Source organism: Streptacidiphilus albus JL83 (assembly GCF_000744705.1).
Taxonomy (GTDB): Bacteria; Actinomycetota; Actinomycetes; order Streptomycetales; family Streptomycetaceae; genus Streptacidiphilus; species Streptacidiphilus albus.
Window position 1 is genome coordinate 5,594,538 of the sequence record NZ_JQML01000001.1, and the last position, 25,795, is coordinate 5,620,332.

At 70.4% G+C, this 25,795-nt stretch carries 19 protein-coding genes and 3 tRNA genes; 18 read left to right on the forward strand and 4 right to left on the reverse strand.

Features of this window, described 5'->3' with window-relative positions; genetic code table 11:
- Positions 1 to 4 precede the first annotated feature (4 nt).
- A complete protein-coding gene (locus BS75_RS24480; RefSeq protein WP_042437249.1) occupies positions 5 to 1,384 on the reverse strand; it encodes an amidohydrolase family protein in 1,380 nt (459 codons plus the stop codon).
- Between the two features lie 258 nt (positions 1,385 to 1,642).
- Here BS75_RS24480 and BS75_RS24485 point away from each other — a divergent pair.
- The 8 genes from BS75_RS24485 to BS75_RS24520 all read left to right on the forward strand — a co-directional run bounded on the left by BS75_RS24485 (position 1,643) and on the right by BS75_RS24520 (position 6,500).
- Positions 1,643 to 1,715 (forward strand) — tRNA-Thr (locus BS75_RS24485).
- A 44-nt stretch (positions 1,716 to 1,759) separates the two neighbouring features.
- Positions 1,760 to 1,835, forward strand: a tRNA-Met gene (locus BS75_RS24490).
- An 87-nt stretch (positions 1,836 to 1,922) separates the two neighbouring features.
- Positions 1,923 to 2,087, forward strand: coding sequence for a 50S ribosomal protein L33 (rpmG, locus tag BS75_RS24495; RefSeq protein ID WP_006604855.1), 165 nt, complete (start codon positions 1,923 to 1,925; stop codon positions 2,085 to 2,087).
- A gap of 116 nt (positions 2,088 to 2,203) precedes the next feature.
- Positions 2,204 to 2,656, forward strand: coding sequence for a MaoC family dehydratase N-terminal domain-containing protein (locus BS75_RS24500; RefSeq protein ID WP_034089785.1), 453 nt, complete (start codon positions 2,204 to 2,206; stop codon positions 2,654 to 2,656).
- 2 nt (positions 2,657 to 2,658) lie between these two features.
- Positions 2,659 to 3,087: a MaoC family dehydratase gene (locus BS75_RS24505; protein ID WP_034089786.1), complete on the forward strand. Its 429-nt coding sequence runs from the start codon at positions 2,659 to 2,661 to the stop codon at positions 3,085 to 3,087.
- Positions 3,088 to 3,191: 104 nt separating this feature from the next.
- Positions 3,192 to 3,752 carry a TetR/AcrR family transcriptional regulator gene (locus BS75_RS24510; protein ID WP_231607885.1) on the forward strand — a complete coding sequence of 187 codons (561 nt, stop codon included), beginning with the start codon at positions 3,192 to 3,194 and terminating at the stop codon, positions 3,750 to 3,752.
- A gap of 123 nt (positions 3,753 to 3,875) precedes the next feature.
- On the forward strand, positions 3,876 to 5,300 hold the full coding sequence (locus BS75_RS24515) for a DHA2 family efflux MFS transporter permease subunit (RefSeq protein ID WP_034089788.1): 1,425 nt from the start codon (positions 3,876 to 3,878) through the stop codon (positions 5,298 to 5,300).
- Between the two features lie 141 nt (positions 5,301 to 5,441).
- A complete protein-coding gene (locus BS75_RS24520; protein ID WP_034089789.1) occupies positions 5,442 to 6,500 on the forward strand; it encodes a UDP-N-acetylmuramate dehydrogenase in 1,059 nt (352 codons plus the stop codon).
- Positions 6,501 to 6,536: 36 nt separating this feature from the next.
- Here the strand turns inward: BS75_RS24520 and BS75_RS24525 are convergent, their stop codons facing one another.
- Together BS75_RS24525 and BS75_RS24530 are read right to left on the reverse strand one after the other, a co-directional pair.
- Positions 6,537 to 7,598 (reverse strand): adenosine deaminase, encoded by a 1,062-nt coding sequence (locus BS75_RS24525; RefSeq protein WP_034089790.1) that lies wholly within the window; start codon positions 7,596 to 7,598, stop codon positions 6,537 to 6,539.
- 188 nt (positions 7,599 to 7,786) lie between these two features.
- Positions 7,787 to 9,049, reverse strand: coding sequence for a pyridoxal phosphate-dependent aminotransferase (locus BS75_RS24530; RefSeq protein WP_042437274.1), 1,263 nt, complete (start codon positions 9,047 to 9,049; stop codon positions 7,787 to 7,789).
- A 268-nt stretch (positions 9,050 to 9,317) separates the two neighbouring features.
- Between BS75_RS24530 and BS75_RS24535 the strand changes: the two genes are divergently transcribed.
- The 10 genes from BS75_RS24535 to BS75_RS24580 all read left to right on the forward strand — a co-directional run bounded on the left by BS75_RS24535 (position 9,318) and on the right by BS75_RS24580 (position 23,290).
- Positions 9,318 to 9,390, forward strand: a tRNA-Trp gene (locus BS75_RS24535).
- A 112-nt stretch (positions 9,391 to 9,502) separates the two neighbouring features.
- Positions 9,503 to 9,838, forward strand: coding sequence for a preprotein translocase subunit SecE (secE, locus tag BS75_RS24540; protein WP_034089791.1), 336 nt, complete (start codon positions 9,503 to 9,505; stop codon positions 9,836 to 9,838).
- 194 nt (positions 9,839 to 10,032) lie between these two features.
- Positions 10,033 to 10,935 (forward strand): transcription termination/antitermination protein NusG, encoded by a 903-nt coding sequence (gene nusG / locus BS75_RS24545; protein WP_174515033.1) that lies wholly within the window; start codon positions 10,033 to 10,035, stop codon positions 10,933 to 10,935.
- Between the two features lie 307 nt (positions 10,936 to 11,242).
- Positions 11,243 to 11,677, forward strand: a complete 435-nt coding sequence (gene rplK / locus BS75_RS24550) for a 50S ribosomal protein L11 (RefSeq protein ID WP_034089792.1) — start codon at positions 11,243 to 11,245, stop codon at positions 11,675 to 11,677.
- Positions 11,678 to 11,771: 94 nt separating this feature from the next.
- The gene (rplA, locus tag BS75_RS24555; protein WP_034089793.1) at positions 11,772 to 12,494 is read left to right on the forward strand and encodes a 50S ribosomal protein L1; all 723 of its coding nucleotides are present in this window, start codon (positions 11,772 to 11,774) and stop codon (positions 12,492 to 12,494) included.
- 149 nt (positions 12,495 to 12,643) lie between these two features.
- Positions 12,644 to 13,480 (forward strand): LolA-like protein, encoded by an 837-nt coding sequence (locus tag BS75_RS24560; RefSeq protein ID WP_034089794.1) that lies wholly within the window; start codon positions 12,644 to 12,646, stop codon positions 13,478 to 13,480.
- A gap of 346 nt (positions 13,481 to 13,826) precedes the next feature.
- Positions 13,827 to 14,396 (forward strand): 50S ribosomal protein L10, encoded by a 570-nt coding sequence (gene rplJ / locus BS75_RS24565; protein WP_034089795.1) that lies wholly within the window; start codon positions 13,827 to 13,829, stop codon positions 14,394 to 14,396.
- A gap of 76 nt (positions 14,397 to 14,472) precedes the next feature.
- Entirely contained in the window at positions 14,473 to 14,856 is a 384-nt protein-coding gene (gene rplL, locus BS75_RS24570) for a 50S ribosomal protein L7/L12 (RefSeq protein ID WP_034089796.1), read from the forward strand.
- 956 nt (positions 14,857 to 15,812) lie between these two features.
- The gene (gene rpoB / locus BS75_RS24575) at positions 15,813 to 19,286 is read left to right on the forward strand and encodes a DNA-directed RNA polymerase subunit beta (protein WP_034089797.1); all 3,474 of its coding nucleotides are present in this window, start codon (positions 15,813 to 15,815) and stop codon (positions 19,284 to 19,286) included.
- Positions 19,287 to 19,390: 104 nt separating this feature from the next.
- Positions 19,391 to 23,290, forward strand: coding sequence for a DNA-directed RNA polymerase subunit beta' (locus BS75_RS24580; RefSeq protein WP_034089798.1), 3,900 nt, complete (start codon positions 19,391 to 19,393; stop codon positions 23,288 to 23,290).
- 99 nt (positions 23,291 to 23,389) lie between these two features.
- Here BS75_RS24580 and BS75_RS44745 read toward each other — a convergent pair whose 3' ends face one another.
- Positions 23,390 to 25,771 (reverse strand): helicase-associated domain-containing protein, encoded by a 2,382-nt coding sequence (locus BS75_RS44745; protein ID WP_052069669.1) that lies wholly within the window; start codon positions 25,769 to 25,771, stop codon positions 23,390 to 23,392.
- Positions 25,772 to 25,795 lie beyond the last annotated feature (24 nt).

The window sequence follows — 25,795 nt, forward strand, 5'->3', positions numbered from 1 at the left end:
ACGCTCACCCCGGCCCGTTGGAGGGCCCGTTGGAGGGTCCGTTGGTGGGTCCGGTGGAAGGCCCGACAGGCGGCCCGGCGGGAGGCCCGGCGGGAGGCCCGGCGGGAGGCCCGGCGGGGCCGCTCCGGCCCTGGCGCGGCACGGCGGGGGCGATCGGGTCCGCGTACTCCCGGACCGCGCTGGTGCGGCTGACCACCCGGCCGGCATGCAGCACCACCCGGCTGTGACCGCCGGACAGCACCCCGGGCAGGTGCTCGCCGCGGACGGCGAGCAGGTCGGCGGGGGAGCCCGCCACCAGGCGGACCGGCGGCAGCCCGAGGACGGCCCTGGCCGCCGAGCTGACCGCGTCGTAGGCGTCGGCCGGGTCCAGTTCACCGGCGGCGGCCAGCAGGAACGCCGATTCCAGCGGGTCCGCCCGGCCGACCGGATTGGCCCGGTCCCGCAGCCCGCCGCTGCCGGCCGCCACCACCACCCCGGCCGCCCGGAGCAGCCGGACCGGCGGCAGCGGCGGGGACGGCGTCCGGGGGCCGCCCGCCGCCGGGGGCAGGCCGACGCAGCGGTTGCCCTGCGGGAGGCAGGTGACGGTGAGCCCGGAGCCGGCCAGGAGGTCGAGCGTCCGGAGCAGGTCGTCGTCGCGCAGCAGCCCGAGGGCGGCGCACGGGCCGAGGTTCACTCCGGAGCGCGGGAGCCCGTCCAGCGCCTCGACCAGGCGTGCGAGCCCGTGCGGAGTGGCGGCATCGGTGTGGAGGTCGAGCGCCAGTTCGCTCCCCTCGGCCACGGCTGCTGCCGTCCGCACGAATCCGACCGGGTCCGGGTCCAGCTCCGGGCAGCCGCCGATCGCGTGGGCGCCCATGGCGACGGCCTCGGCCAGCAGGGCCCGGCCCTCGGCCCCGGCCGCACCGGCCGCGCTGCTCAGCGGTCCGGCCCGGGCCACGACCTGGAGCTCGGCCAGTCCGCGCAGCGCCCTGGCCGCCTGCAGGGCGGCCTCCAGCCGACGCAGTCCGTAGCCCTCGCCGATGCGGACATGGGTCCGCTGGACGGTCGCCCCGTAGCCGAGCCCGCTGAGCGCGGCCTCGGTGATCCGCCGCTGTGCCGCCTCGACCGTCTCCGCCGCCCCGGAGTCCCCGCCCTCCGGCCCGGGCCGGGTGGTGGCGAAGGCCTCGTCCAGGTGGGCGTGCGGCTCGACCGGGGCCGGCAGCAGCAGATAGCCGCTGAGGTCCAGCCGCTCGGGGGCGCTGAGCCGGCCGGCCGGCCCGATCTCCTCGATCCGCCCGGCGCCGATCCGGATGTCCACGGCCCGGCCGTCCGGCAGCCGCCCGCCGTAGAGCAGCAGTGTCGGTCCGGCGGGTGGGTCCTGCTCGCTGCGGCGCGCGTCGCCAGACATGCGCCGCTCCTTCCCGCCGCAGGGCCGCTCCCCACGTGCAGGGGAGCCTAGGGCGGTCCCGGGGGTGGACCGGGGAGGCGCGTGGGGACGATGGGGAGGAGCCCAAAAGTCGTATCGGTTGGGGGGAGTCCGCAGCGGCGCTGAACTGGGGTCCTGGGCATCCGGGGTGACCCGGCGGCAGCTCCCGGCCGCGCTGCGGGTGCCGCCGGAATGGATTTCACGGATCGGCCAGGGACCGTGTAATGTCTTCCTCGGCCAGCCCCTATAGCTCAGTCGGTAGAGCGTCTCCATGGTAAGGAGAAGGTCTGCGGTTCGATTCCGCATGGGGGCTCGGATGAGAGGGTTCCCCGCTTCGGCGGGGAACTCGATCGTCGTGGCGGTGTAGCTCAGTTGGTAGAGCAAGCGGCTCATAATCGCTGTGTCACCGGTTCAAGTCCGGTCACCGCTACCACGTCCTGTAGCCGATTGTCGGGTAACCCGCCCAGTCGGCTACTCTTGTCTGTGTTCATAACGTTGTCTGTTCGAGGAAGGCACTCCTGTGGCCGCCACTGATGTCCGCCCGAAGATCACGCTGGCCTGCGTGGAGTGCAAGGAGCGGAACTACATCACCAAGAAGAACCGGCGTAACGACCCGGACCGTCTTGAGATGAAGAAGCACTGCCCGCGTTGCAACTCGCACACCGCGCACCGCGAGACTCGCTGACCACTGCGTTCCGACGCAGGGCCGGTGTTCGCGACCAGCTCATCGGCGAAGGCCGTCCCCATCCGTGGGGACGGCCTTCGTCGTTTTTCCCACGAGGATTCACGAGGAGCCAGTCCATGCCGCTCGACCCCTCCTTCATCGGGCGGACGTACCCGCCCACCGCGCCCTACGAGGTGGGGCGCGAGAAGATCCGCGAGTTCGCCGAGGCCGTCGGCGACGCCAACCCGGCGTACACGGACCCGGACGCCGCCAAGGCGCTCGGCCACTCCGACGTGATCGCCCCGCCGACCTTCCCGTTCCTGCTGACCTACCGGGCCGCCGCCCAGGTGGTCAACGACCCGGAGCTCGGCCTGGACTTCTCCCGGGTCGTCCACGGCGACCAGCGCTTCCGCTACACCCGCCCGGTCCGGTCCGGCGACCGGCTGACCGTCACCTGCGTCATCGACTCGATCAAGTCGCTGGCCGGCAACGACGTGCTGACCGTGCGCGGCGAGGTGCACGAGGAGAGCGGTGAGCATGTGGTCACCGCCCACATGATGCTGGTGGCCCGCGCCGCCGAGGGGGAGTGAGCATGTCCGCGAATGTGAACTACGACACGGTCGAGGTCGGCACCGAACTGCCGTCCCAGTCCTTTCCGGTGACCCGGGCGACCCTGGTCCAGTACGCCGGGGCCTCGGGGGACTTCAACCCGATCCACTGGAACGAGGCCTTCGCCACCTCGGTCGGCCTGCCGAACGTCATCGGCCACGGCATGTTCACCATGGCCGAGGCGATCCGGGTGGTCACCGACTGGCTCGGCGACCCGGGCGCGGTGGTCGAGTACGGCGTGCGCTTCACCAAGCCGGTCGTGGTCCCGAACGACGGCGTCGGCGCGGTCATCGAGGTCACCGCCAAGGTCGCGGCCAAGCTGGACGACCGCCGGGTGCGGGTGGACCTGCTGGCGACCAGCGGTGGCGAGAAGGTCCTGGGCATGTCCCGGGCCGTGGTCCAGCTGGCCTGACCGGTCCGGCCGGACCGAGCGGTCCACCGGCCCGAGCAGAGGCCGTCCGGGGTTCCCCCGGACGGCCCTTGACATGGTTAGTAATCAGTCACTAACTTTGAGGCATGGCAAAGGGCAGCATGAGGATGTCGGCGGAGGAACGCCGCGAGAGCGTCATCCGCGCCTCCATGATCGAATTTGCCGAGCGTGGCTACAACGGCACCACCACCCAGTCGATCGCCAATCGGGTCGGCGTCTCCCAGCCCTACCTCTTCCGGCTCTTCCCCAGCAAGCGGGCCCTGTTCGAGGCCGCCGCCCGGCGGTGCATGCAGGACGTCCGCGAGGCCTTCGTCGCCGCCGCCGACGGCCTGGAGGGCGAGCCGGCCCGTGAGGCCATGGGTCTGGCCTACATGGACCTGATCGCCGACCGCAGTCGGCTGATGATGCAGATGCAGATGTACGTGTCCACGGCCGCCGCCGAGGCTGCCGGGGACACCGAGGTCGGCGAGTCCGTACGGGCGATGTGGACCGAGCTCTGGGACGCCGTCACCGCCCAGGCGGGGATGACCCAGGAAGAGGCCCGGGACTTCTTCGCCCAGGGCATGTTGATCAACGCGCTGGTCGCGATGGGCTTCTCGCCGGAGCACCGGCTCTGGAAGACCTTCGACTTCGAGTCCGGCTGCTGACTCGGCGGGGCCGCCCCGGGGTCGGGGTGTTCTGCCGGGTGCTTTTCGGCCCGTCAAAGTTATTGATCAATTACTAACTCATAGGTTCCCCCCAGCCGGGGGGCTCATCCAAGGGAACCGATCATGCGCAAGGGAAACCCAACCGTCTGGGCCTTCGTGATCACCAGCACCGCCGGCTTCATGGCCGCGCTGGACAACCTGGTCGTCACCACCGCCCTGCCCTCCATCCGCGCCCATCTGGGCGGCGGCATCACCGACCTGGAATGGACGGTGAACGCCTACACCCTGACCTTCGCCGTGCTGCTGATGCTCGGCGCGGCCCTCGGCGACCGCTTCGGCCGTCGCCGGATCTTCACCCTCGGCCTCACCCTGTTCACCCTCTCCTCCCTCGCCGCCTCGCTCGCGCCGAACATCGACGCGCTGATCGCGGCCCGTGCCGCCCAGGGCGTCGGCGCGGCCCTGCTCACCCCGGTCAGCCTGACCCTGCTCACCGCCGCCGTCCCGGCCGCCAGGCGCGGCGCGGTCTTCGGCGCCTGGGGCGCGGTCAACGGCATGGCCGTCGCACTGGGCCCGCTGATCGGCGGCACCCTGGTCGAACACCTCTCCTGGCAGTGGATCTTCGCGGTGAACGTGCCGATCGGCCTGGCCCTGATCCCGCTCGCCCGGCTGCGGCTGACCGAGAGCCACGGCCCCAACAGCCGGCTCGACGTCCCCGGCACCGCCCTGGCCAGCGCCGGCCTCTTCGGCATCGTCTTCGCCCTGATCCGGGGCAACGCCGACGGCTGGAGCAGTCCGACGGTGCTCACCGGACTGGTGGCCGGTGGCGCCCTGCTGGTCGGCTTCGTCCTCTGGGAACTGCGCGCCCCCGCTCCGCTGCTGCCGCTGCGGCTGTTCCGCAACCGCACCTTCGCCGCCGTCAACAGCGCCTCGATGCTGATGTCGCTGGGCATGTTCGGCGCCATCTTCCTGCTCAGCCAGTTCCTCCAGAACGCCCAGGGCTACAGCCCGATGGAGGCCGGCGTCCGGATGCTGCCCTGGACGGCGATGCCGATGCTGGTGGCGCCGCTCGCCGGGCTGCTGATCAACCGGATCGGCGGACGGGTGATCATCGCCACCGGGCTCGCCCTCCAGGCCGGCGGGCTGGCCTGGTTCGCCCTGATCGTCTCGGCGCATGTGAGCTACGACGCGCAGATCCCGGCACTGATCATGTCGGGCGTGGGCATGGCGCTGTTCTTCTCGCCGGTCGCCACGGTGCTGATGGGCTCGGTCGCGCCGGAGGAGCAGGGCATCGCCTCCGGGGCCAACAACTCCCTCCGCGAGGTCGGCGGGGCGCTCGGGGTGGCGGTGCTGAGCGCGGTCTTCACCGCCCACGGCAGCTACGCCGACCCGAAGGCCTTCGCCGACGGCCTCACCCCGGCGCTCTGGGTGGGCACCGCCTCCATCGCCGCCGCGGCCGTCGCCGCCCTGGTCATCCCCCGCTACCGGCGTACCCGGGCCGCCGCCGGGAGTGCGGCGGAGCAGGCCCCCGTGCTCTCCCCGGTGGTCTGACCCGCGCCACGGCACCCGCGCCCGTCCCGTCCCGTCCCGCCCGCCCCGCCGCGCCCGTCCCGCCCCGCCCCGCCGCGTCCGTTCCGTCCCGCTCCCCGGGGACGGGCCGGGCGCGGCGGCGTCCTCCCTTAGTCTTGGCCCGTGCAGGAACTCCAGGACGCCCCCCTCGCCCCGCTGACCACCTTCCGCCTCGGCGGCCCCGCCCGGCGGCTGGTCACCGCGACCACCGACGCCGAGATCGTGGCCACGGTCCGGGCCGCCGACGCGGCCGGCGAACCGCTCTTGGTGATCGGCGGCGGCAGCAACCTGGTCATCGGCGACCAGGGCTTCGCCGGGACCGCCCTGCGGATCGCCACCACCGGCAGCAGCCTGGACGGCACGGTCCTGGACGTAGCGGCCGGCGAGGTCTGGACCGACCTGGTCGCCGAGACGGTGCTGAAGCACGGGCTCGCCGGGATCGAGTTCCTGGCCGGTATCCCCGGATCGGTCGGGGCGACCCCGGTGCAGAACGTCGGCGCCTACGGCCAGGAGGTGGCGACCAGCATCGCCGAGGTGGTCGCCTACGACCGCCGCGCGCGCGAGACGGTGACCCTGTCCAATGCCGACTGCGGCTTCTCCTACCGGCACAGCGCCTTCAAGGCCGACCCCGACCGCTACGTGGTGCTGCGGGTCCGCTTCGCGCTGGAGGACACGGACGGCCGCTCCACCCCGGTCCGGTACGCCGAGCTGGCCCGGAGCCTGGGTGCCGGCCAGGGCGAGCGGACCGAGCTGCGCGCCGCCCGGGAGGCGGTGCTGGAGCTGCGGGCCGGCAAGGGCATGGTGCTGGACCCGGAGGACCACGACACCTGGTCGGCGGGCTCCTTCTTCACCAACCCGGTCCTGGGGGCGGAGCAGTACGCGGCCTTCCTCGACCGGGTGCACGACCGGCTGGGCCCGGAGACCGCGCCCCCGGCCTACCCCGGTGCGGACGGGAGCACCAAGACCTCGGCCGCCTGGCTGATCGAGCGGGCCGGCTTCGGCAAGGGCTACGGCAGCGGCCCGGCCCGGCTCTCCGGCAAGCACACCCTGGCGCTGACCAACCGGGGCGGGGCGACCACCGCCGACCTGCTGGCGCTGGCCCGCGAGGTGCGCGACGGCGTCCACGCGGCCTTCGCGGTGACCCTGGTCAACGAGCCGGTGCTGGTCGGCGTCGAGCTCTGACCGGCCTGCGCGGCGCTCCGGGCTCCGGGAGCGCCGTCAGGACACCAGCCAGGCGTCCACCCCGGCCAGCATCCGCAGCCGGACGTCCTCCGGCGCGCAGGACCCGCGCACCGACTGCCGGGCCAGCTCGGCCACCTCGGCGTCGCTGAACCCGTGGACCTCGCGCGCCAGTTCGTACTGCGCGACCAGCCGCGAGCCGAACAGCAGCGGGTCGTCGGCGCCCAGCGCCAGCGGTACCCCGGCGTCGAACAGCTTCCGCAGCGGGACGTCCTCGGGCTTCTCGTAGACGCCCAGGGCGACATTGGAAGCCGGGCAGATCTCGCAGGTGATCTGACGGTCCGCCAGCCGCTGCATCAGCCGCGGGTCCTCCGCCGCCCGCACCCCGTGCCCGATCCGGCCGGCGCCCAGGTCGTCCAGGCAGTCCCGGACGCTGGACGGGCCGGCCAGCTCGCCGCCGTGCGGGGCGGCCAGCAGCCCGCCCTCCCTGGCGATGGCGAACGCCCGGTCGAAGTCCCGGGCCAGGCCCCGCCGTTCGTCGTTGGACAGGCCGAAGCCGACCACGCCCCGGTCCGCGTAGCGGACCGCCAGCCGGGCCAGGGTGCGGGCGTCCAGCGGATGCTTCATCCGGTTGGCCGCGACCAGCACCCGGATCCCGACGCCGGTCGCCCGGGAGGCGTCGTCGACCGCGCCGAGGATGATCTCCAGGGTGGGGATCAGACCGCCCAGCCGGGGGGCGTAGGAGGTGGGGTCGACCTGGATCTCCAGCCAGCCGCTGCCCTCGGACCGCTCGTCCTGCGCGGTCTCCAGCACCAGCCGGCGGATGTCCTCCTCGTCGCGCAGCACCGAGCGCGCCATGTCGTAGAGCCGCTGGAAGCGGAACCAGCCGCGTTCGTCGGTCGCCCGGAGCTTGGGCGGCTCGCCCGCTCCCAGGGCGTGCGCGCCCAGCGCCTCCGGCAGGTGCACTCCGTGCCTGTCGGCGAGCTCCAGCAGCGTCGCCGGACGCATGGAGCCGGTGAAGTGCAGGTGCAGGTGCGCCTTGGGCAGCAGGCGGACGTCACGGGGTTCGGGGTCGGCAGCGGCGGCAGATACCTGTTCCATCCGCAGATCTTCGCCTATTCGGCCTGACGGCGGAAAACATCCAGGTCGAGCCGCTCGATCGGGTGAAAGAACAGCCGGTTCGCGGACCGGGGGAGCGACCGGGAAGGCAGCGGACCCGCGGCCCGGCCGAAGCCGTGCCGCGGGTCCGCGCCCGCGCTCCGTCGGCGTCCGTGCCGCCGGGAGCGCGCTCAGTCCTGCGCCTCGCCCAGCAGCTTCTGCAGCCGGGTGACGCCCTCGACCAGGTCGTGGTCGCCCAGCGCGTAGGAGAGCCGCAGGTAACCCGGGGTGCCGAAGGCCTCGCCCGGCACCACCGCGACCTCGACCTCGTCCAGGATCAGACCGGCCAGCTCGGCCGAGGTCTGCGGACGGCGGCCGCGGATCTCCTTGCCCAGCAGCCCCTTCACCGAGGGGTAGACGTAGAACGCGCCCTCGGGCTCCGGGCAGAACACGCCGGGGATCTCGTTCAGCATCCGCACGATGGTCCGCCGACGGCGGTCGAAGGCCGCCTTCATCTCGTCCACCGCGGAGAGGTCGCCGGAGACCGCCGCCAGCGCCGCGATCTGGGCGACGTTGCTGACGTTCGAGGTGGCGTGGGACTGGAGGTTGGTCGCCGCCTTGATGACGTCCAGCGGGCCGATCACCCACCCGACCCGCCAGCCGGTCATGGCGTAGGTCTTGGCCACGCCGTTGACGACGATGCACTTGTCGGCCAGCTCCGGCACGACGACCGGGAGCGAGACGAACTGCGCGTCCCCGTAGACCAGGTGCTCGTAGATCTCGTCGGTGAGCACCCACAGCCCGTGCCCGGCGGCCCAGCGGCCGATCTCCTCGACCTCGGCGGCGGTGTACACCGAGCCGGTCGGGTTGGAGGGCGAGACGAACAGCAGCACCTTGGTGGACTCGGTGCGAGCGGCCTCCAGCTGCGCCACGGACACCTTGTAGCCGGTGGTCTCGTCGGCGACGACCTCGACCGGCACGCCGCCCGCGAGCCGGATCGACTCGGGGTAGGTGGTCCAGTACGGGGCCGGGACGATGACCTCGTCACCCGGGTCCAGGATCGCGGCGAAGGCCTCGTAGATGGCCTGCTTGCCACCGTTGGTCACCAGGACCTGCGCGGCGTCGACCGCCCAGCCGGAGTCCCGCAGCGTCTTCGCGGCGATGGCGGCCTTCAGCTCGGGCAGCCCGCCGGCCGGGGTGTACCGGTGGTTCTTCGGGTCGCGGCAGGCGTCCGCGGCCGCGTCCACGATGTAGCCGGGGGTGGGGAAGTCCGGCTCGCCGGCGCCGAAGCCGATCACCGGGCGGCCGGCCGCCTTGAGGGCCTTGGCCTTGGCGTCCACGGCGAGGGTCGCGGACTCCGCGATGGCGCCGATGCGGGCCGAGACCCGCCGGTCGGCCGGACGGATGCTGGAGTCGGGGGTGGCAGATGCAGGGGTGGGAGATGCAGCGCTCATGACCTCATCGTTCCAGACACCGCCACCGGCGGGCATCGGCGTTTCGCCATCCGGCCGCCGCGCCGAGACGGCCGTGGCGGGCCCCAGCAGCGGGGACCGCCACGCCGGGCCGAACCACTGATCGGCAACCCATTCGACCAATCCCCGTTCCACCCCCTACACTCAAGCCTCGATGGACCCGGGCTGCGGCCGCGGGGCGTCGCACTCACCGTGCGGGGGCCCGTATGCGGTAGGTTGGGTCCTGTGACTCCGGGCGACCGGAGTCCAAAGGGTCGTAGCTCAATTGGTAGAGCACCGGTCTCCAAAACCGGCGGTTGGGGGTTCAAGTCCCTCCGGCCCTGCTGTCCGCCCTGTTGCAAATGCGCGACAGGCGGTACCGTCCAGCAGTGTGTTACACGAGATCGCAATCACTGCGAACACTCGACTGGTACCCGATCTTCAGGTGAGGAACGAGTGACGGAGACCGTGGGCTCCACCGCGACACCTGATCGTGGTAGCGCGGAGGGCGAACAGGGCGAGGGCCTCTCGCGCCGCGATCGCAAGCGTGCCAACAAGGCCGCCGGCAAGGGCGGGAAGAAGCAGAAGGACCCGAACCGCAAGAACGTCTTTGCGCGCACCGGCCTCTTCTACCGTCAGATCATCGCCGAGCTCCGCAAGGTCGTCTGGCCGAGCCGCAATGACCTCACCACCTACACGACGACGGTCATCGTCTTCGTTCTGGTGATCATGGCCATCGTCTACGGTCTGGACACCGGCTTCGCCGAGCTGGCCAAGCTCGTCTTCGGCTGACACCGGCCTGCGCGGACCGCGCCCGATCCTCACAGGACATCCACACAGGACATCCAGGACATCACTGTCCGGACGCTCCGCTACCGTGGAGTCGGTATCGTTGAGTATCCGAGCCGTCCGCAGCCAAGCCCTGCTTCTCCCTGTGGACGGTCAGGTACCGTCCCACCCTTCATCTCCAGGAAGAAGCAGCCAACGTGTCTGAGTCCCACCCGTACGACGACGCTGAAGCCCCCGAGGTCGTCGAGGCCGTGGAATCGGCCGACGACGCTGCGGAGCAGGACGCGTCTGCGTGGGCCGAGGCCGACGACTCCGCCGAGCAGATCGTCGATGACGCCGACGCTGACGAGGACGAGGTCGAGGCTGCCGACGAGGCCGACGGCGAGTCCGCCGAAGAGGCGGCGCTGACCGTGGTCGACGACGAGGAGTCCGCCGCCGTCGAGGCCTTCGAGGAGGCCGACGCCGAGGTCACCGAGGAAGACGGCGTCGAGATCGACCCGGTCGCCGCGTTCCGCGAGGAACTGCGGCTGGCCCCCGGCGAGTGGTACGTCATCCACACCTACGCCGGCTACGAGAACCGCGTGAAGTCCAACCTGGAGCAGCGCGCCGTCTCGCTCAACGTCGAGGACTACATCTACCAGGCCGAGGTGCCCCAGGAAGAGGTCGTCCAGATCAAGAACGGCGACCGCAAGACCATCCGTCAGAACAAGCTCCCCGGCTACGTGCTGGTGCGCATGGACCTGACGAACGAGTCCTGGGGCGTCGTCCGGAACACCCCCGGTGTCACCGGCTTCGTCGGCAACGCCTACGACCCGTACCCGCTGACGCTGGACGAGGTCGTCAAGATGCTCGCCCCCGACGTCGAGCGCGCCGCCGCGAAGGAGGCCGGCCGCCCCTCGCAGGTCCGCCCGGCCGACATCCAGGTGCTGGACTTCGAGGTCGGCGACTCGGTCACGGTCACCGACGGTCCGTTCGCCACGCTCCAGGCGACGATCAACGAGATCAACCCGGACTCCAAGAAGGTCAAGGGCCTGGTCGAGATCTTCGGCCGGGAGACCCCGGTCGAGCTCTCCTTCGACCAGATCACCAAGAACGACTGAGTCGAGCACGACCGGGCCGGGCACGACCGGCGCGACAGCTTCCGCAGCAGGGCCCCGTACCGTCCAACCGGTCCGGGGCCCTGCCGCGTCCGGGCCGGTTCGGCCGGTGCGAGCCGCCCGCCGAGCGGCCCGTCGGGGGCGGGGACGATCACTGATTTAGGATCGCGGCTCTTTCGGGCTATCCTGATTCGATGTGTGCGCAGAGCCGGGCCGTGAGGCCGGGCGGCGCAGCAGACATCCAAGGCCCCGCCGGTGCGCTTCCGCCCGCCGGTCGGGAACACCTCTCGTACTGACCCGGAGAGAGAACATGCCTCCCAAGAAGAAGAAGATCACTGGGCTGATCAAGCTCCAGATCAAGGCGGGCGCGGCCAACCCCGCGCCGCCCGTCGGCCCCGCGCTGGGCCAGCACGGCGTCAACATCATGGAGTTCTGCAAGGCCTACAACGCCCAGACCGAGTCGCAGCGCGGCATGGTCGTGCCGGTGGAGATCACGGTCTACGACGACCGTTCCTTCACCTTCATCACCAAGACCCCGCCGGCCGCGCGCCTGATCCTCAAGGCCGCGGGCATCGAGAAGGGCTCCAGCGAGCCGCACAAGACCAAGGTCGCCAAGCTCACGGCTGCCCAGGTCCGCGAGATCGCGACGACCAAGCTGCCCGACCTCAACGCCAACTCGCTGGACGAGGCCGACAAGATCATCGCTGGCACCGCCCGTTCGATGGGCATCACCATCGAGGGCTGACGTCCGCGTCAGTTCGGTCAGAGCAGCACCGTGGTAGGGCCGAGCGCGGCCCGCAGCCACCACAACTCCCAGTCTTGAATCCACAGGAGCAGCAGTGAAGCGCAGCAAGGCTCTGAACGCCGCGGCGGCCAAGGTCGACCGCGACCGTCTCTACGCCCCTCTCGAGGCCATCCGCCTCGCCAAGGAGACCTCCACCACGAAGTTCGACGGCACCGTCGAGGTCGCCATGCGTCTGGGTGTCGACCCGCGCAAGGCCGACCAGATGGTCCGCAGCACCGTGAACCTCCCGCACGGCACCGGCAAGACCGCCCGGGTCCTGGTCTTCGCGACCGGTGACCGCGCCGAGGCCGCACGTGCTGCGGGCGCCGACATCGTCGGCGCCGACGAGCTCATCGACGAGGTCGCCAAGGGCCGGCTGGACTTCGACGCCGTCGTGTCCACCCCGGACCTCATGGGCAAGGTCGGCCGTCTGGGCCGCGTGCTCGGCCCGCGTGGCCTGATGCCGAACCCGAAGACCGGCACCGTGACCCCGGACGTGGCCAAGGCCGTGACCGAGATCAAGGGCGGCAAGATCGAGTTCCGCGTCGACAAGCACTCGAACCTGCACCTGATCATCGGCAAGGTCTCCTTCGACGACGAGAAGCTCGTCGAGAACTACGCCGCCGCCCTGGACGAGGTGCTCCGCGCCAAGCCGTCCGCCTCCAAGGGCCGGTACATCAAGAAGATCGCGCTCAGCACCACGATCGGCCCCGGCATCCAGGTGGACCCGAGCCGTACGCGCAACCTCATGGTCGAGGAGGACCCGGCGAACATCTGATCCCTGATCAGACCAGCTGGGCAGTACTCGCGTTCCGAAGGGCCGGTTCCCCCTCCGCAAGGAAGGGGGAACCGGCCCTTCGGCCTGTCCGTCTACGGGTATAGCGTCCTGTTCGCAAGTCTTCTTACATGCCCCAGGGGGAATGCAACATGCGCCACACCCGTTCGATCTCCGTCGCCGCAGCCGCCGTCGTCGGCCTGGCCGCGCTCAGTGCCTGTTCGGCCGCGTCCAAGGCCGCGAGCCAGGCGGCCGGCAGCGCCAACTCGGCGGTGTCCACCGTCGCGGACGCGCTCTCGCTGGCCACCGCCAAGACCGAGAGCTACAGCTCGGTCAAGATGACCATGACCATGTCGGTCGCGGGCCAGAGCGTGACCTCGTCGGGCCGGTTCGGCTGGAACCCGATGGCCATGTCCATGGGGATGAACATGCCGGCGGCGAACGGCCGCCCGGCGACCTCCATGATCGTGATGATGTCCGGCACCACCCTGTACATGGGTACCCCGGCCGTCGCCGACTTCCAGGGCAAGCACTGGATGAAGCTCGACCTGTCCTCGCTCCAGGACGGTCAGGCGCTGTCCGAGATGGCTACCCAGAGCGGCAACCAGAACCCGGCGGTCCAGCTCAAGCTGCTGACCTCCAGCCCGGGGGTGACCCGTGTCGGCCAGGGCACCGTCGACGGCGTCCAGGCCACCCACTACAGCGGCACGGTGGACCTGAAGGCGCTGGCGGCCAAGATGGTGGGGCAGGACGCGCAGCTCAAGAGCCTGCTCACGTCGGCCTCCCAGGAGGGGATGACGACCGAGACCGTGGACCTCTGGGTCAGCGCCCAGAACCTCCCGGTCCGGGAGACGATGTCGGCGACGACCTCCAGCGGCACCGAGAACGCGACCATCGACTTCTCCGACTACAGCACCGGTGCGGTCACCTTCACCGCTCCGCCGGCGGACGACACCCTCGACGCGTCCAGCCTGCTCGGGAGCAGCTGACCGACCGGCGGGACGGGCGGCCGGTGGGCGATTTGCCCTTCGGCCGCCCGTTCGCGTAACGTAGCCGGAGCCACAGACCGCTGGTTGTCGCTGCCCGCTCTGCAAAGAGTCGGCCTGGTGACCGAAGGCTCCGCGAAGGATGCGGACGACCCGCGCAGGATGGATGAGGAAGATCGCGCTCCGGACGTGTGCCGTCAGGCATGTCGGCCGTCGAGCATGTTGAAGCCCCGTGCGCCTGCGCCGGGGCTGTCCTGTTTTTCCGAACACTTTCTTCCGGCGGTCGAGGTATAGCAGGTCGACTCAACGGTCGGCCAAGCATCGACATCACGGAAGGAGGCGTAAGCCTATGGCAAGGCCCGACAAGGCTGCTGCCGTCGCAGAGCTCACGGACAAGTTCCGTGACTCCAACGCGGCCGTGCTGACCGAGTACCGCGGTCTGACCGTGGCGCAGCTGAAGACGCTGCGTCGCTCGCTCGGCGACAACGCCAATTACGCCGTGGTGAAGAACACGCTGACCAAGATTGCCGCCAACCAGGCCGGTATTTCTGAGCTCGACGACCTGTTCGCGGGTCCGACGGCTGTCGCCTTCGTCGCCGGTGACCCGGTGGAGTCGGCGAAGGCTCTGCGTGACTTCGCCAAGGAGAACCCGGCTCTCATCATCAAGGGCGGTGTCCTTGACGGTAAGGCGCTGTCTGCTGATGACATCAAGAAGCTCGCGGACCTCGAGTCCCGCGAGGTGCTGCTCGCCAAGCTCGCGGGTGGACTGAAGGCGTCGATGGCCAAGGCCGCCGCCACCTTCCAGGCCCCGCTCACGGAGTTCGTCCGCACTGCGGAGGCGCTCCGGGCCAAGGTCGAGCAGGGCGGTGCCGGTACGCCGGCTCCCGCCGTCGAGGACGCTGCTCCCGCCGCGGAGTAGTACCCCCTCGCAGCGGGCCCGTACGCCCGCCGTTCCGTACATCCGGCACCTGCCGACTTAGTGGAAGGACGCCATCATGGCGAAGCTGTCCCAGGAAGAGCTGCTCGCGCAGTTCGCCGACCTGACCCTCATCGAGCTCTCCGAGTTCGTCAAGGCGTTCGAGGAGAAGTTCGACGTCAAGGCTGCCGCCCCGGTCGCCGTCGCCGCCGGTGGCGGCGCTGCCGCCGTCGCGGAAGAGGCTGAGGAGCAGGACGAGTTCGACGTCATCCTCACCGCCGCCGGTGACAAGAAGATCCAGGTCATCAAGGAGGTGCGTTCGCTCACCTCGCTCGGCCTGAAGGAGGCGAAGGACCTCGTTGACGGCACCCCCGCCACCGTCCTGGAGAAGGTTGCCAAGGACGCTGCGGAGAAGGCCAAGGCTGCTCTCGAGGCTGCCGGCGCTTCCGTCACCGTCAAGTAACTCCGGTTACTGACTGACGGTCCGCTCCGGCGGGCCGTTCGGCCGAGGCGGCCACCCGAAAGGGTGGCCGCCTCGGCCTTTTGCGTTCCCGCTCCAGGGCCGTCGGCGGGCCCGGTGGAGTGGGTTCCCGGCTGCCCGGCGCGGGCCCGGCACAGCCCGGCTCACCAGGGCTTTGACGGTCCGCTCGGACGCCCGTTCCCATGACTCGGGCTCTATGACCGATCTATGACGATTCGCCACATCTGTCCGCCAGGTACTCCCCTCCGCCGCCGAGGGCGAGTATGGTGATCGTCGTCGCTGCGGGTACGACCTGTCCGCAGCGGGCGCCACGGCGTATCCGGGGTCACCTCCGGAGCCACGCAGCGGTCGCCGGTCGGCCACCCCACCAGGGCAGTCGCCCGGCCCGGCCGCCGGCGGAGCGTCCCGGCCCGCGGTCCGGCCCGCAGCCCCGTCCGCGGGGCGGCCCGGGGGATCTCGCCGGGGCCGTGCCCTTGACGAACCGCAGCGGGCGCGCAATTCTCAGGACGCGAAGGTGCACGCCGGACGGTTCGGACGGCGCGGCAGCGTGGCAGCGGGGTCGATGATTCTTCGGTCCGCAGGCATGGAACCGACGTGCGGTGGGGAATACACCCCGTAGGCAGTTACCGCCCCAGGGGGCGCTCTCGGAGAGGGCGGACCCGCGAGGTAGGGAGTTCGACGATTCGGTCTCCGAATCCGGACTGGACAGCAGTGTGCCGTCTGGCTACACTGTCCCTTTGCGCTGCCTTTTAGCTGCTCCGTGACTCGACCCCCGGAGTACGCACTACCCCGACCAGGGGTGGCACCCCGCTTGCGCACTGGCACTGACCTGGTGAGATTCCGGGTCGGCGGCACGTGTGAGGGCGCGGATGCTACCCGTGCGACGGGTGGGCCCGGTACGCGCGTAGTGAGCTCCGAGCCCTCGGAAGGACCCCCTCTTGGCCGCCTCGCGCAACGCCTCGAACAACTCCGCATCCACCGCACCGCTCCGTATTTCCTTCGCGAAGATTCGTGAGCCCCTCGAGGTTCCCAACCTCCTCGCCCTGCAGACCGAGAGCTTCGACTGGCTCCTCGGCAACCAGGCGTGGAAGTCCAGGGTCGAGGCGTCGCTCGCGGAAGGACACGACGTCCCGCAGAAGTCAGGTCTGGAGGAGATCTTCGAGGAGATCTCCCCGATCGAGGACTTCTCCGGTTCGATGTCGCTGACTTTCCGCGACCACCGCTTCGAGCCCCCGAAGAACTCGATCGACGAGTGCAAGGACCGCGACTTCACCTTCGCGGCCCCGCTCTTCGTCACGGCCGAGTTCACCAACAACGAGACCGGCGAGATCAAGTCGCAGACGGTCTTCATGGGCGACTTCCCGCTCATGACCCACAAGGGCACCTTCGTGATCAACGGCACCGAGCGTGTCGTCGTCTCGCAGCTGGTGCGCTCCCCGGGCGTCTACTTCGACACCACCCTGGACAAGACGTCCGACAAGGACATCTACTCCGCCAAGGTCATCCCCTCCCGTGGTGCCTGGCTCGAGCTGGAGATCGACAAGCGCGACATGGTCGGTGTCCGCATCGACCGCAAGCGCAAGCAGTCGGTCACCGTGCTGCTGAAGGCACTCGGCTGGACCTCCGAGCAGATCCTGGAGGAGTTCGGCCAGTACGAGTCGATGCGCGCCACCCTGGAGAAGGACCACACCCAGGGCCAGGACGACGCGCTGCTCGACATCTACCGCAAGCTGCGTCCGGGCGAGCCGCCGACCAAGGAGGCCGCGCAGACGCTGTTGGAGAACCTCTACTTCAACCCGAAGCGCTACGACCTGGCCAAGGTCGGTCGGTACAAGATCAACAAGAAGCTCGGCGTGGTCGAGCCCCTTGACGGTGGCGTGCTGACGGTCGACGACATCCTCGCGACGATCAAGTACCTGGTGCAGCTGCACGCGGGGGAGACCGAGACGGTCGCCCCCAACGGCAACACCATCGTGGTCGAGGACGACGACATCGACCACTTCGGCAACCGTCGTCTCCGCAATGTCGGCGAGCTGATCCAGAACCAGGTCCGTACGGGTCTCGCCCGTATGGAGCGCGTGGTGCGCGAGCGGATGACCACCCAGGACGTCGAGGCGATCACGCCGCAGACCCTGATCAACATCCGCCCGGTCGTCGCCTCCATCAAGGAGTTCTTCGGCACCAGCCAGCTGTCCCAGTTCATGGACCAGACGAACCCGCTGTCGGGGCTGACCCACAAGCGTCGTCTGTCCGCGCTGGGCCCGGGTGGTCTGTCCCGTGAGCGCGCCGGCTTCGAGGTCCGTGACGTGCACCCGTCCCACTACGGACGGATGTGCCCGATCGAGACCCCGGAAGGCCCGAACATCGGTCTGATCGGCTCGCTCGCCTCCTACGGCCGGGTCAACGCCTTCGGCTTCGTGGAGACCCCGTACCGCAAGGTCGTCGAGGGTGTCGTCACCGACGACCTCGACTACCTGACCGCGGACGAGGAGGACCGGTACGTCATCGCCCAGGCCAACGCGCCGCTGACCGATGACAACCACTTCGCCGAGGGCCGTGTCCTGGTCCGCCGCCGTGGCGGCGAGATCGACTACATCCCCGGTGTCGAGATCGACTACATGGACGTCTCGCCGCGCCAGATGGTGTCGGTCGCGACCGCCATGATCCCGTTCCTCGAGCACGACGACGCCAACCGCGCCCTCATGGGATCCAACATGATGCGCCAGGCCGTCCCGCTGCTGAAGAGCGAGTCGCCGCTGGTCGGCACCGGCATGGAGTACCGCGCCGCGGTCGACGCCGCCGATGTCATCGCCGCCGAGAAGGCCGGTGTGGTCCAGGAGGTCTCCGCCGACTACGTCACGGTGGCCAACGACGACGGCACCTACACCACGTACCGCGTGGCCAAGTTCACCCGCTCCAACCAGGGCACGGCCTTCAACCAGAAGGTCATCGTGGACGAGGGCGCGCGTATCGAGGTGGGCCAGGTGCTCGCCGACGGTCCCTGCACGGACCAGGGCGAGATGGCGCTCGGCAAGAACCTGCTCGTGGCGTTCATGCCGTGGGAGGGCCACAACTACGAGGACGCGATCATCCTGTCGCAGCGCCTCGTCCAGGACGACGTCCTCTCCTCGATCCACATCGAGGAGCACGAGGTCGACGCCCGTGACACCAAGCTGGGCCCGGAGGAGATCACTCGGGACATCCCGAACGTCTCCGAGGAGGTCCTCGCGGACCTCGACGAGCGCGGCATCATCCGCATCGGCGCCGATGTCACCACCGGTGACATCCTGGTCGGCAAGGTCACCCCCAAGGGCGAGACCGAGCTGACCCCGGAGGAGCGCCTGCTGCGCGCCATCTTCGGCGAGAAGGCCCGTGAGGTCCGCGACACCTCGCTCAAGGTGCCGCACGGCGAGCAGGGCAAGATCATCGGCGTCCGCGTCTTCGACCGCGAAGAGGGCGACGAGCTGCCGCCCGGCGTCAACCAGCTGGTCCGGGTCTACGTGGCCCAGAAGCGCAAGATCACCAACGGTGACAAGCTGGCCGGCCGCCACGGCAACAAGGGTGTCATCTCCAAGATCCTTCCGGTCGAGGACATGCCCTTCCTCGAGGACGGCACCCCGGTCGACATCGTGCTCAACCCCCTCGGTGTCCCGTCCCGGATGAACCCGGGACAGGTACTGGAGACCCACCTCGGCTGGCTCGCCAAGACCGGCTGGGACGTCTCCGGGATCGCCGAGGAGTGGGCCCGCCGACTCCAGAAGATCGGTGCGGACAAGGCCACCGGTGGCACCAACCTCGCCACCCCGGTCTTCGACGGCGCCCGCGAGGACGAGATCACCGGTCTGCTCGACCACACCACGCTGACCCGGGACGGCGACCGACTGGTCGGCTCCTCCGGCAAGGCCCGGCTGTTCGACGGCCGCTCGGGAGAGCCTTTCCCGATGCCGGTCTCGATCGGCTACATGTACATCCTCAAGCTGCACCACCTGGTCGACGACAAGCTCCACGCCCGTTCGACCGGTCCGTACTCCATGATCACGCAGCAGCCGCTGGGTGGTAAGGCACAGTTCGGTGGTCAGCGCTTCGGTGAGATGGAGGTGTGGGCGCTGGAGGCGTACGGCGCCGCCTACGCCCTCCAGGAACTGCTCACCATCAAGTCCGACGACGTTCTCGGCCGAGTGAAGGTCTACGAGGCCATCGTCAAGGGCGAGAACATCCCCGAGCCCGGCATCCCCGAGTCCTTCAAGGTGCTCATCAAGGAGATGCAGTCGCTCTGCCTGAACGTGGAGGTGCTGTCCTCGGACGGCATGTCCATCGAGATGCGTGACTCCGACGAGGACGTGTTCCGCGCCGCGGAGGAGCTCGGTATCGACCTGTCCCGGCGCGAGCCGAGCAGCGTCGAAGAGGTCTGACGAGGGTTCGGTCGGCCGTCATCGCGAGATGACGGCCGGCCCGCCCCCAGGACCCCCTCAGACCAGATGTAAGACTTCGACCCCGAAGGTGGGATTGACGACCCGTGCTCGACGTCAACTTCTTCGATGAACTGCGAATCGGCCTGGCGACCGCTGACGACATCCGTCAGTGGTCCCACGGCGAGGTCAAGAAGCCCGAGACCATCAACTACCGCACCCTCAAGCCGGAAAAGGACGGACTCTTCTGCGAGAAGATCTTCGGCCCGACCCGCGACTGGGAGTGCTACTGCGGTAAGTACAAGCGTGTCCGCTTCAAGGGCATCATCTGCGAGCGCTGCGGCGTCGAGGTCACTCGCGCCAAGGTGCGTCGTGAGCGGATGGGCCACATCGAGCTGGCCGCCCCTGTCACGCACATCTGGTACTTCAAGGGCGTGCCCTCGCGCCTCGGCTACCTCCTGGACCTTGCCCCCAAGGACCTTGAGAAGGTCATCTACTTCGCCGCCTACATGATCACGTGGGTGGACGACGAGCGCCGCACCCGTGACCTGTCCTCGCTGGAGGCCCAGGTCTCGGTCGAGCGCCAGCAGATCGAGCAGCGCCGCGACGCCGACCTGGAGACCCAGGCCAAGAAGCTCGAGAGCGACCTCGCCGAGCTCGAGGCCGAGGGCGCCAAGGCCGACGTCCGCCGCAAGGTGCGCGAGAGCGCCGAGCGCGGGATGAAGCAGCTCCGTGACCGGGCCCAGCGCGAGCTGGACCGGCTGGACGAGGTGTGGGCCCGCTTCAAGTCCCTCAAGGTCCAGGACCTGGAGGGCGACGAGCTGCTCTACCGCGAGCTGCGCGACCGCTTCGGCACGTACTTCTCCGGTTCGATGGGTGCCGCGGCGCTGCAGAAGCGCCTCGAAACCTTCGACCTGGAGGAGGAGGCCGAGAAGCTCCGCGAGATCATCAAGACCGGCAAGGGCCAGAAGAAGACCCGTGCGCTCAAGCGCCTCAAGGTCGTCTCCGCGTTCCTGCAGACCACCAACAAGCCCAACGGCATGGTGCTGGACTGCGTCCCGGTCATCCCGCCGGACCTGCGTCCGATGGTGCAGCTGGACGGTGGCCGCTTCGCGACCTCCGACCTGAACGACCTGTACCGCCGCGTGATCAACCGCAACAACCGGCTCAAGCGTCTCCTTGACCTCGGCGCGCCCGAGATCATCGTGAACAACGAGAAGCGGATGCTGCAGGAGGCCGTCGACGCGCTGTTCGACAACGGCCGCCGCGGCCGTCCGGTCACCGGTCCGGGCAACCGCCCGCTGAAGTCCCTGAGCGACATGCTCAAGGGCAAGCAGGGTCGTTTCCGGCAGAACCTCCTCGGCAAGCGAGTCGACTACTCGGCCCGTTCGGTCATCGTCGTCGGCCCGCAGCTCAAGCTGCACCAGTGCGGTCTGCCCAAGGCCATGGCGCTGGAGCTCTTCAAGCCGTTCGTGATGAAGCGCCTGGTGGACCTGAACCACGCGCAGAACATCAAGTCGGCCAAGCGCATGGTCGAGCGCGCCCGCCCGGTGGTCTGGGACGTCCTCGAAGAGGTCATCGCCGAGCACCCGGTGCTGCTGAACCGTGCGCCCACCCTGCACCGCCTCGGCATCCAGGCCTTCGAGCCGCAGCTGGTCGAGGGCAAGGCCATCCAGATCCACCCGCTCGTCTGCACCGCGTTCAACGCGGACTTCGACGGCGACCAGATGGCCGTGCACCTTCCGCTGTCCGCGGAGGCGCAGGCCGAGGCCCGCATCCTGATGCTGTCCTCGAACAACATCCTGAAGCCGGCCGACGGTCGCCCCGTCACCATGCCGACCCAGGACATGGTGCTGGGCCTGTTCTTCCTCACCTCGACCCGTGACCCGGAGACCCTCCGCGGCGTCGGCCGGGCCTTCGGCTCGACCGGCGAGGCCGTCATGGCCTTCGACGCCAAGGAGCTCGACCTCCAGGCCGAGATCGACCTGCGGCTGCCGCTGGGCACCGTCCCGCCGCGCGGCTGGGTCGCCCCGGTCGACGAGGACGGCAAGGCCACCTGGCAGGAGGGCGAGCAGCTCCGCCTGCGGACGACCCTGGGCCGTGCGCTCTTCAACGAGCAGCTGCCCGAGGACTACCCGTTCGTCGAGGAGGAGATCAACAAGAAGCAGCTCTCCGCCATCGTCAACGACCTGGCCGAGCGCTACCCCAAGGTCGTCGTCGCGGCGACCCTGGACAACCTCAAGGCGACCGGTTTCCACTGGGCGACCCGTTCCGGCGTCACCGTGTCCATCTCGGACATCGTGGTCCCGCCGAACAAGCCGCAGATCCTCGAGGGCTACGAGGCTCAGGCCGAGAAGGTCCAGAAGCAGTACGAGCGCGGCCTGATCACCAAGGACGAGCGCCAGCAGGAGCTCGTCAACATCTGGACCAAGGCGACCGCCGAGGTCGCCGAGGCGATGAACGCGAACTTCCCGAAGACCAACCCCATCTTCATGATGGTGGACTCCGGGGCCCGCGGAAACATGATGCAGATGCGTCAGATCGCCGGTATGCGTGGTCTGGTGTCGAACGCGAAGAACGAGACCATCGCCCGACCCATCAAGGCGTCGTTCCGTGAGGGTCTGTCCGTGCTGGAGTACTTCATCTCCACCCACGGTGCCCGTAAGGGTCTCGCCGACACCGCCCTGCGTACCGCCGACTCCGGTTACCTCACCCGTCGTCTGGTCGACGTCTCCCAGGACGTCATCATTCGCGAGGAGGACTGCGGCACCGAGCGCGGCCTCAAGCTGCCGATCGCGGACCGCGGCGAGGACGGCGTGCTGCGCAAGCGGGACGACGTCGAGACCAGCGTCTACGCCCGTGCGCTGGCCGAGGAGATCATCGTCGACGGGCAGGTGCTGGCCCCGGTCAACACCGACCTCGGCGACGTGCTGATCGACGAGCTGATCCGCCTCGGCATCTCCGAGGTCAAGACCCGCTCGATCCTGACCTGCGAGTCCGCCGTCGGCACCTGCGCCATGTGCTACGGCCGCTCGCTGGCCACCGGCAAGCTGGTCGACATCGGTGAGGCGGTCGGCATCATCGCCGCCCAGTCCATCGGTGAGCCCGGCACCCAGCTGACGATGCGTACCTTCCACACCGGTGGTGTGGCCGGTGACGACATCACCCAGGGTCTGCCCCGTGTCGTCGAGCTCTTCGAGGCCCGTAACCCGCGCGGTGTGGCCCCGATCAGCGAGGCCGAGGGCCGGGTCCGGATCGAGGACACCGAGAAGACCCGCAAGCTCGTCGTCACCCCCGACGACGGCAGCGAGGAGATCGCCTACCCGGTCTCCAAGCGCATCAAGCTGCGCGTCAGCGAGGGCGAGCACGTCGAGGTCGGCCAGCAGCTCACGGCCGGCACCGTCAACCCGCACGACGTGCTGCGCATTCTGGGCCAGCGCCAGGTGCAGATCCACCTGGTCGCCGAGGTCCAGAAGGTCTACAACTCGCAGGGTGTGTCGATCCACGACAAGCACATCGAGATCATCATCCGGCAGATGCTCCGCCGGGTCACGATCATCGAGTCGGGCGACGCCGAGCTGCTTCCGGGCGAGCTCGTCGAGCGCGGCCGCTTCGAGACCGAGAACCGTCGTGTGGTGTCCGAGAGCGGCCAGCCCGCCTCCGGCCGTCCGCAGCTGATGGGTATCACCAAGGCCTCGCTGGCGACCGAGTCCTGGCTGTCGGCCGCCTCCTTCCAGGAGACGACCCGGGTGCTCACCGACGCGGCGATCCACGCCAAGTCGGACCCGCTGCTGGGCCTGAAGGAGAACGTCATCCTCGGTAAGCTCATCCCGGCCGGTACGGGTCTGCCCCGCTACCGCAACATCCGGGTGGAGCCCACCGAGGAGGCCAAGGCCGCGATGTACTCGGCCGTCGGCTACGACGACATCGACTACTCGCCCTTCGGCTCCGGCTCCGGCCAGGCGGTTCCGCTGGACGACTACGACTACGGCCCCTACACCGGCTGAGGTCAGTAGCAGGCACGCCCCGCAGGGCGGTCATCCCGGTCACCCGGGGTGGCCGCCCTGCGGCGTTGTCAGCGTGTCGGCCGGGGGCGGCCGCGGGTGTCAGCCGCCGGCCAGCAGCCGGGCGGCCGACTCCAGCACGGCCGACCGGTCCGTCCGGCCGGTCCGCCGCCGGGCCAGGGCCGGCATCCGGGTCGCGGCACGCAGCTCCGGGGCGCGTTCGACCACGGTCACACCGGTCTCGGCCTCCAGCACCGGCGCGTAGCCGGCGGCGCGCAACGCCTGGAGGGTGGCGGTCGGCGGCTGGGTGCTGATCAGCACCGTCGGCGCGATCAGCCGGAGCTCCAGCTTGGCCAGCATCCGCGACTTCTCCAGCTCGACCAGCAGCGTCTCGTCGTCCGAGCGGATGCAGCAGGCGGAGCGGACCACCCGCATCCGGCCGTGGGTCCGCCCGGTGTCCCGGACCAGGTACTCCAGCGGCTGCGGCAGCTCGCCCTCGGCGGCGGCGCGCAGCCGGGCGAGCAGCTCCTCGGCGGCGAGACCGCCGTCCAGGGCGCGGCGGACCGAGGCCGCGCCGAAGCGCCAGACCACCGCATGGCCCTCGGACTCCCGGTCGGCGGCCGAGCCCAGCAGCTCGGCCAGCTCGGGCGAGGGCGCCCCGGTGGCGATCGCGGTCAGGTCGGCCTGGAAGCGCGCGGTGGTACGCGGCGGCGGCAGCAGGTCGGCGAGCGCGCCGCGCAGCCGGGCCAGCGGGGCCGCAGCGGCCCCGTCCCCGGCCGAGGGCCCGGCCGTACTGCCCGGGACGTAGGGGAACTCCGCCGCCGCCCCGCTCGCCAGCAGCTCCACCACGGCCTCGCCGATGGTGGTCAGCCGCCCGTGCGCGGCCACGCCCAGCAGCTCGGCCTCGGCCAGGGTGGCGACCACCCGCTGCAGCCCGGATTCGGTGAGCGGGACCAGGCCGGGGGAGTACCAGTCGACCCGGCGGACCAGCCCCAGCAGGGCCTCGCCCTGCAGTGCGGCGGCCGGGCCCAGGCCGAGCCCGGGAGGCAGCGCCGCCAGCGCCGACAGCACCCCCTGCCGCAGCTGCACCGCCTCGCCGTCCTCCGGCGGGACCAGGGCGAAGGGCTGCTGCTCGTGGTCGTCCGGCCACCAGCTCAGCACCTCGGGCACCACGGCCCAGGCACTGACCAGCGGGACCAGCCGCTCGGCCGGGGAGCCCGACTGCCAGCCGTCGTAGCGTCCGGTCGGCAGCAGCCGGACCGGCCCGGCGACCGGTGCCGACCGCCGGCCGCGTCCGCGCGCCGGGGGAGCGTCCGGCTGCTCCTCGTGCAGCCCCAGCAGGTCGGCGTGGAAGGCGAGGTCGATCCAGAGCCGGGTCTGCGCCTCGGGTGCGTCGACGGCCTTGGCCAGCCGCTTGGCATCGCGCAGCGCCAGGCCGCCGGCCTTGCGGAGGCTGCCGGGTGCGACCGCACAGGCCGCCAGCAGCAGTTCGACCCTCCGGACGGCACCGGCGGCGGCCGCCTGGGCCTCGGGCAGGGTCTCCGCGACCGGCAGCAGGCCCTCGGCCAGGGCCGGTGGCGCAGGGGTGAACCGCGGGCCCTCCAGGTTGTCCTGGAGGGCGTCGCCGACCTCGAAGGGCAGCTCGACCAGGTCGGGGCCGACCGGGACGACCAGGCCGTGGGCGGCCAGCCAGTCGGTCCCGGGATCGCCCGAACCTCCGTGCCGCAGCTCGAACTTGCTGGCGGGGCCGTAGTACCGGCCGCCCAGCGGGACGAAGCAGTGGGTCCGCAGCAGCGGCGGCCCTGCGGTCAGCCGGTCGAGCAGCTCGCGGGCGGCCGGCGGGGCCGCGGCGGCCAGTGCCCGCACCCGTTCGCCGTCGCCGAGCGCCTGGACGATGGCGGCCTGGGCCTGCTCGCGGTTGCGCCGGTCGGCGAGGTCGAGCCCGGCGGCGATCCGGTGCACCTCGGGGGCATTGAACGCGTCCGACATCAGCGGTGCCAGCGGTCGGCCGAGGCCGATGCTCTCCCCCAGGTGCCGCTGGACGAAGGAGGGCAGGGCCACCTCGCCCCGGGCGGCCGGCAGCACCAGCATCCGCGCGCGGAGCCCGGCCAGGGTCCGTTCGGCGGCCGTGCGCAGCGCCGGATCCCCCTGGGCCAGGTGGTCGAGCAGCCGGCCGGCCGGGACCGTCCTGGTGGAGGGTTCGAACGGGGTCCAGTACGGGCCCGGCTGCAGCGGCCCGTACGTTCGGGCGGCCAACCGGACGGCGGCGCCCAGCAGTTGCAGCTCGGGGGTGTTGAGCCCGGCGACCGCCTCGGCCACCGACCGGTCGTCCAGCAGCCGGTCCGCCAGCTGGGCCAGGGTCTGCGGCTCGGGGCGGCCGGGGAGCGCCTGACCGTGGAGCAGCCGACGGACCGTCAGTAGTTCGGCGAGCTCCTCGGGCGACAGCTCGGCAAGTCGATTGCGCAGGGCGCTAGCACTCTTCACAGGCCGACGCTACCGCGCGCGCCG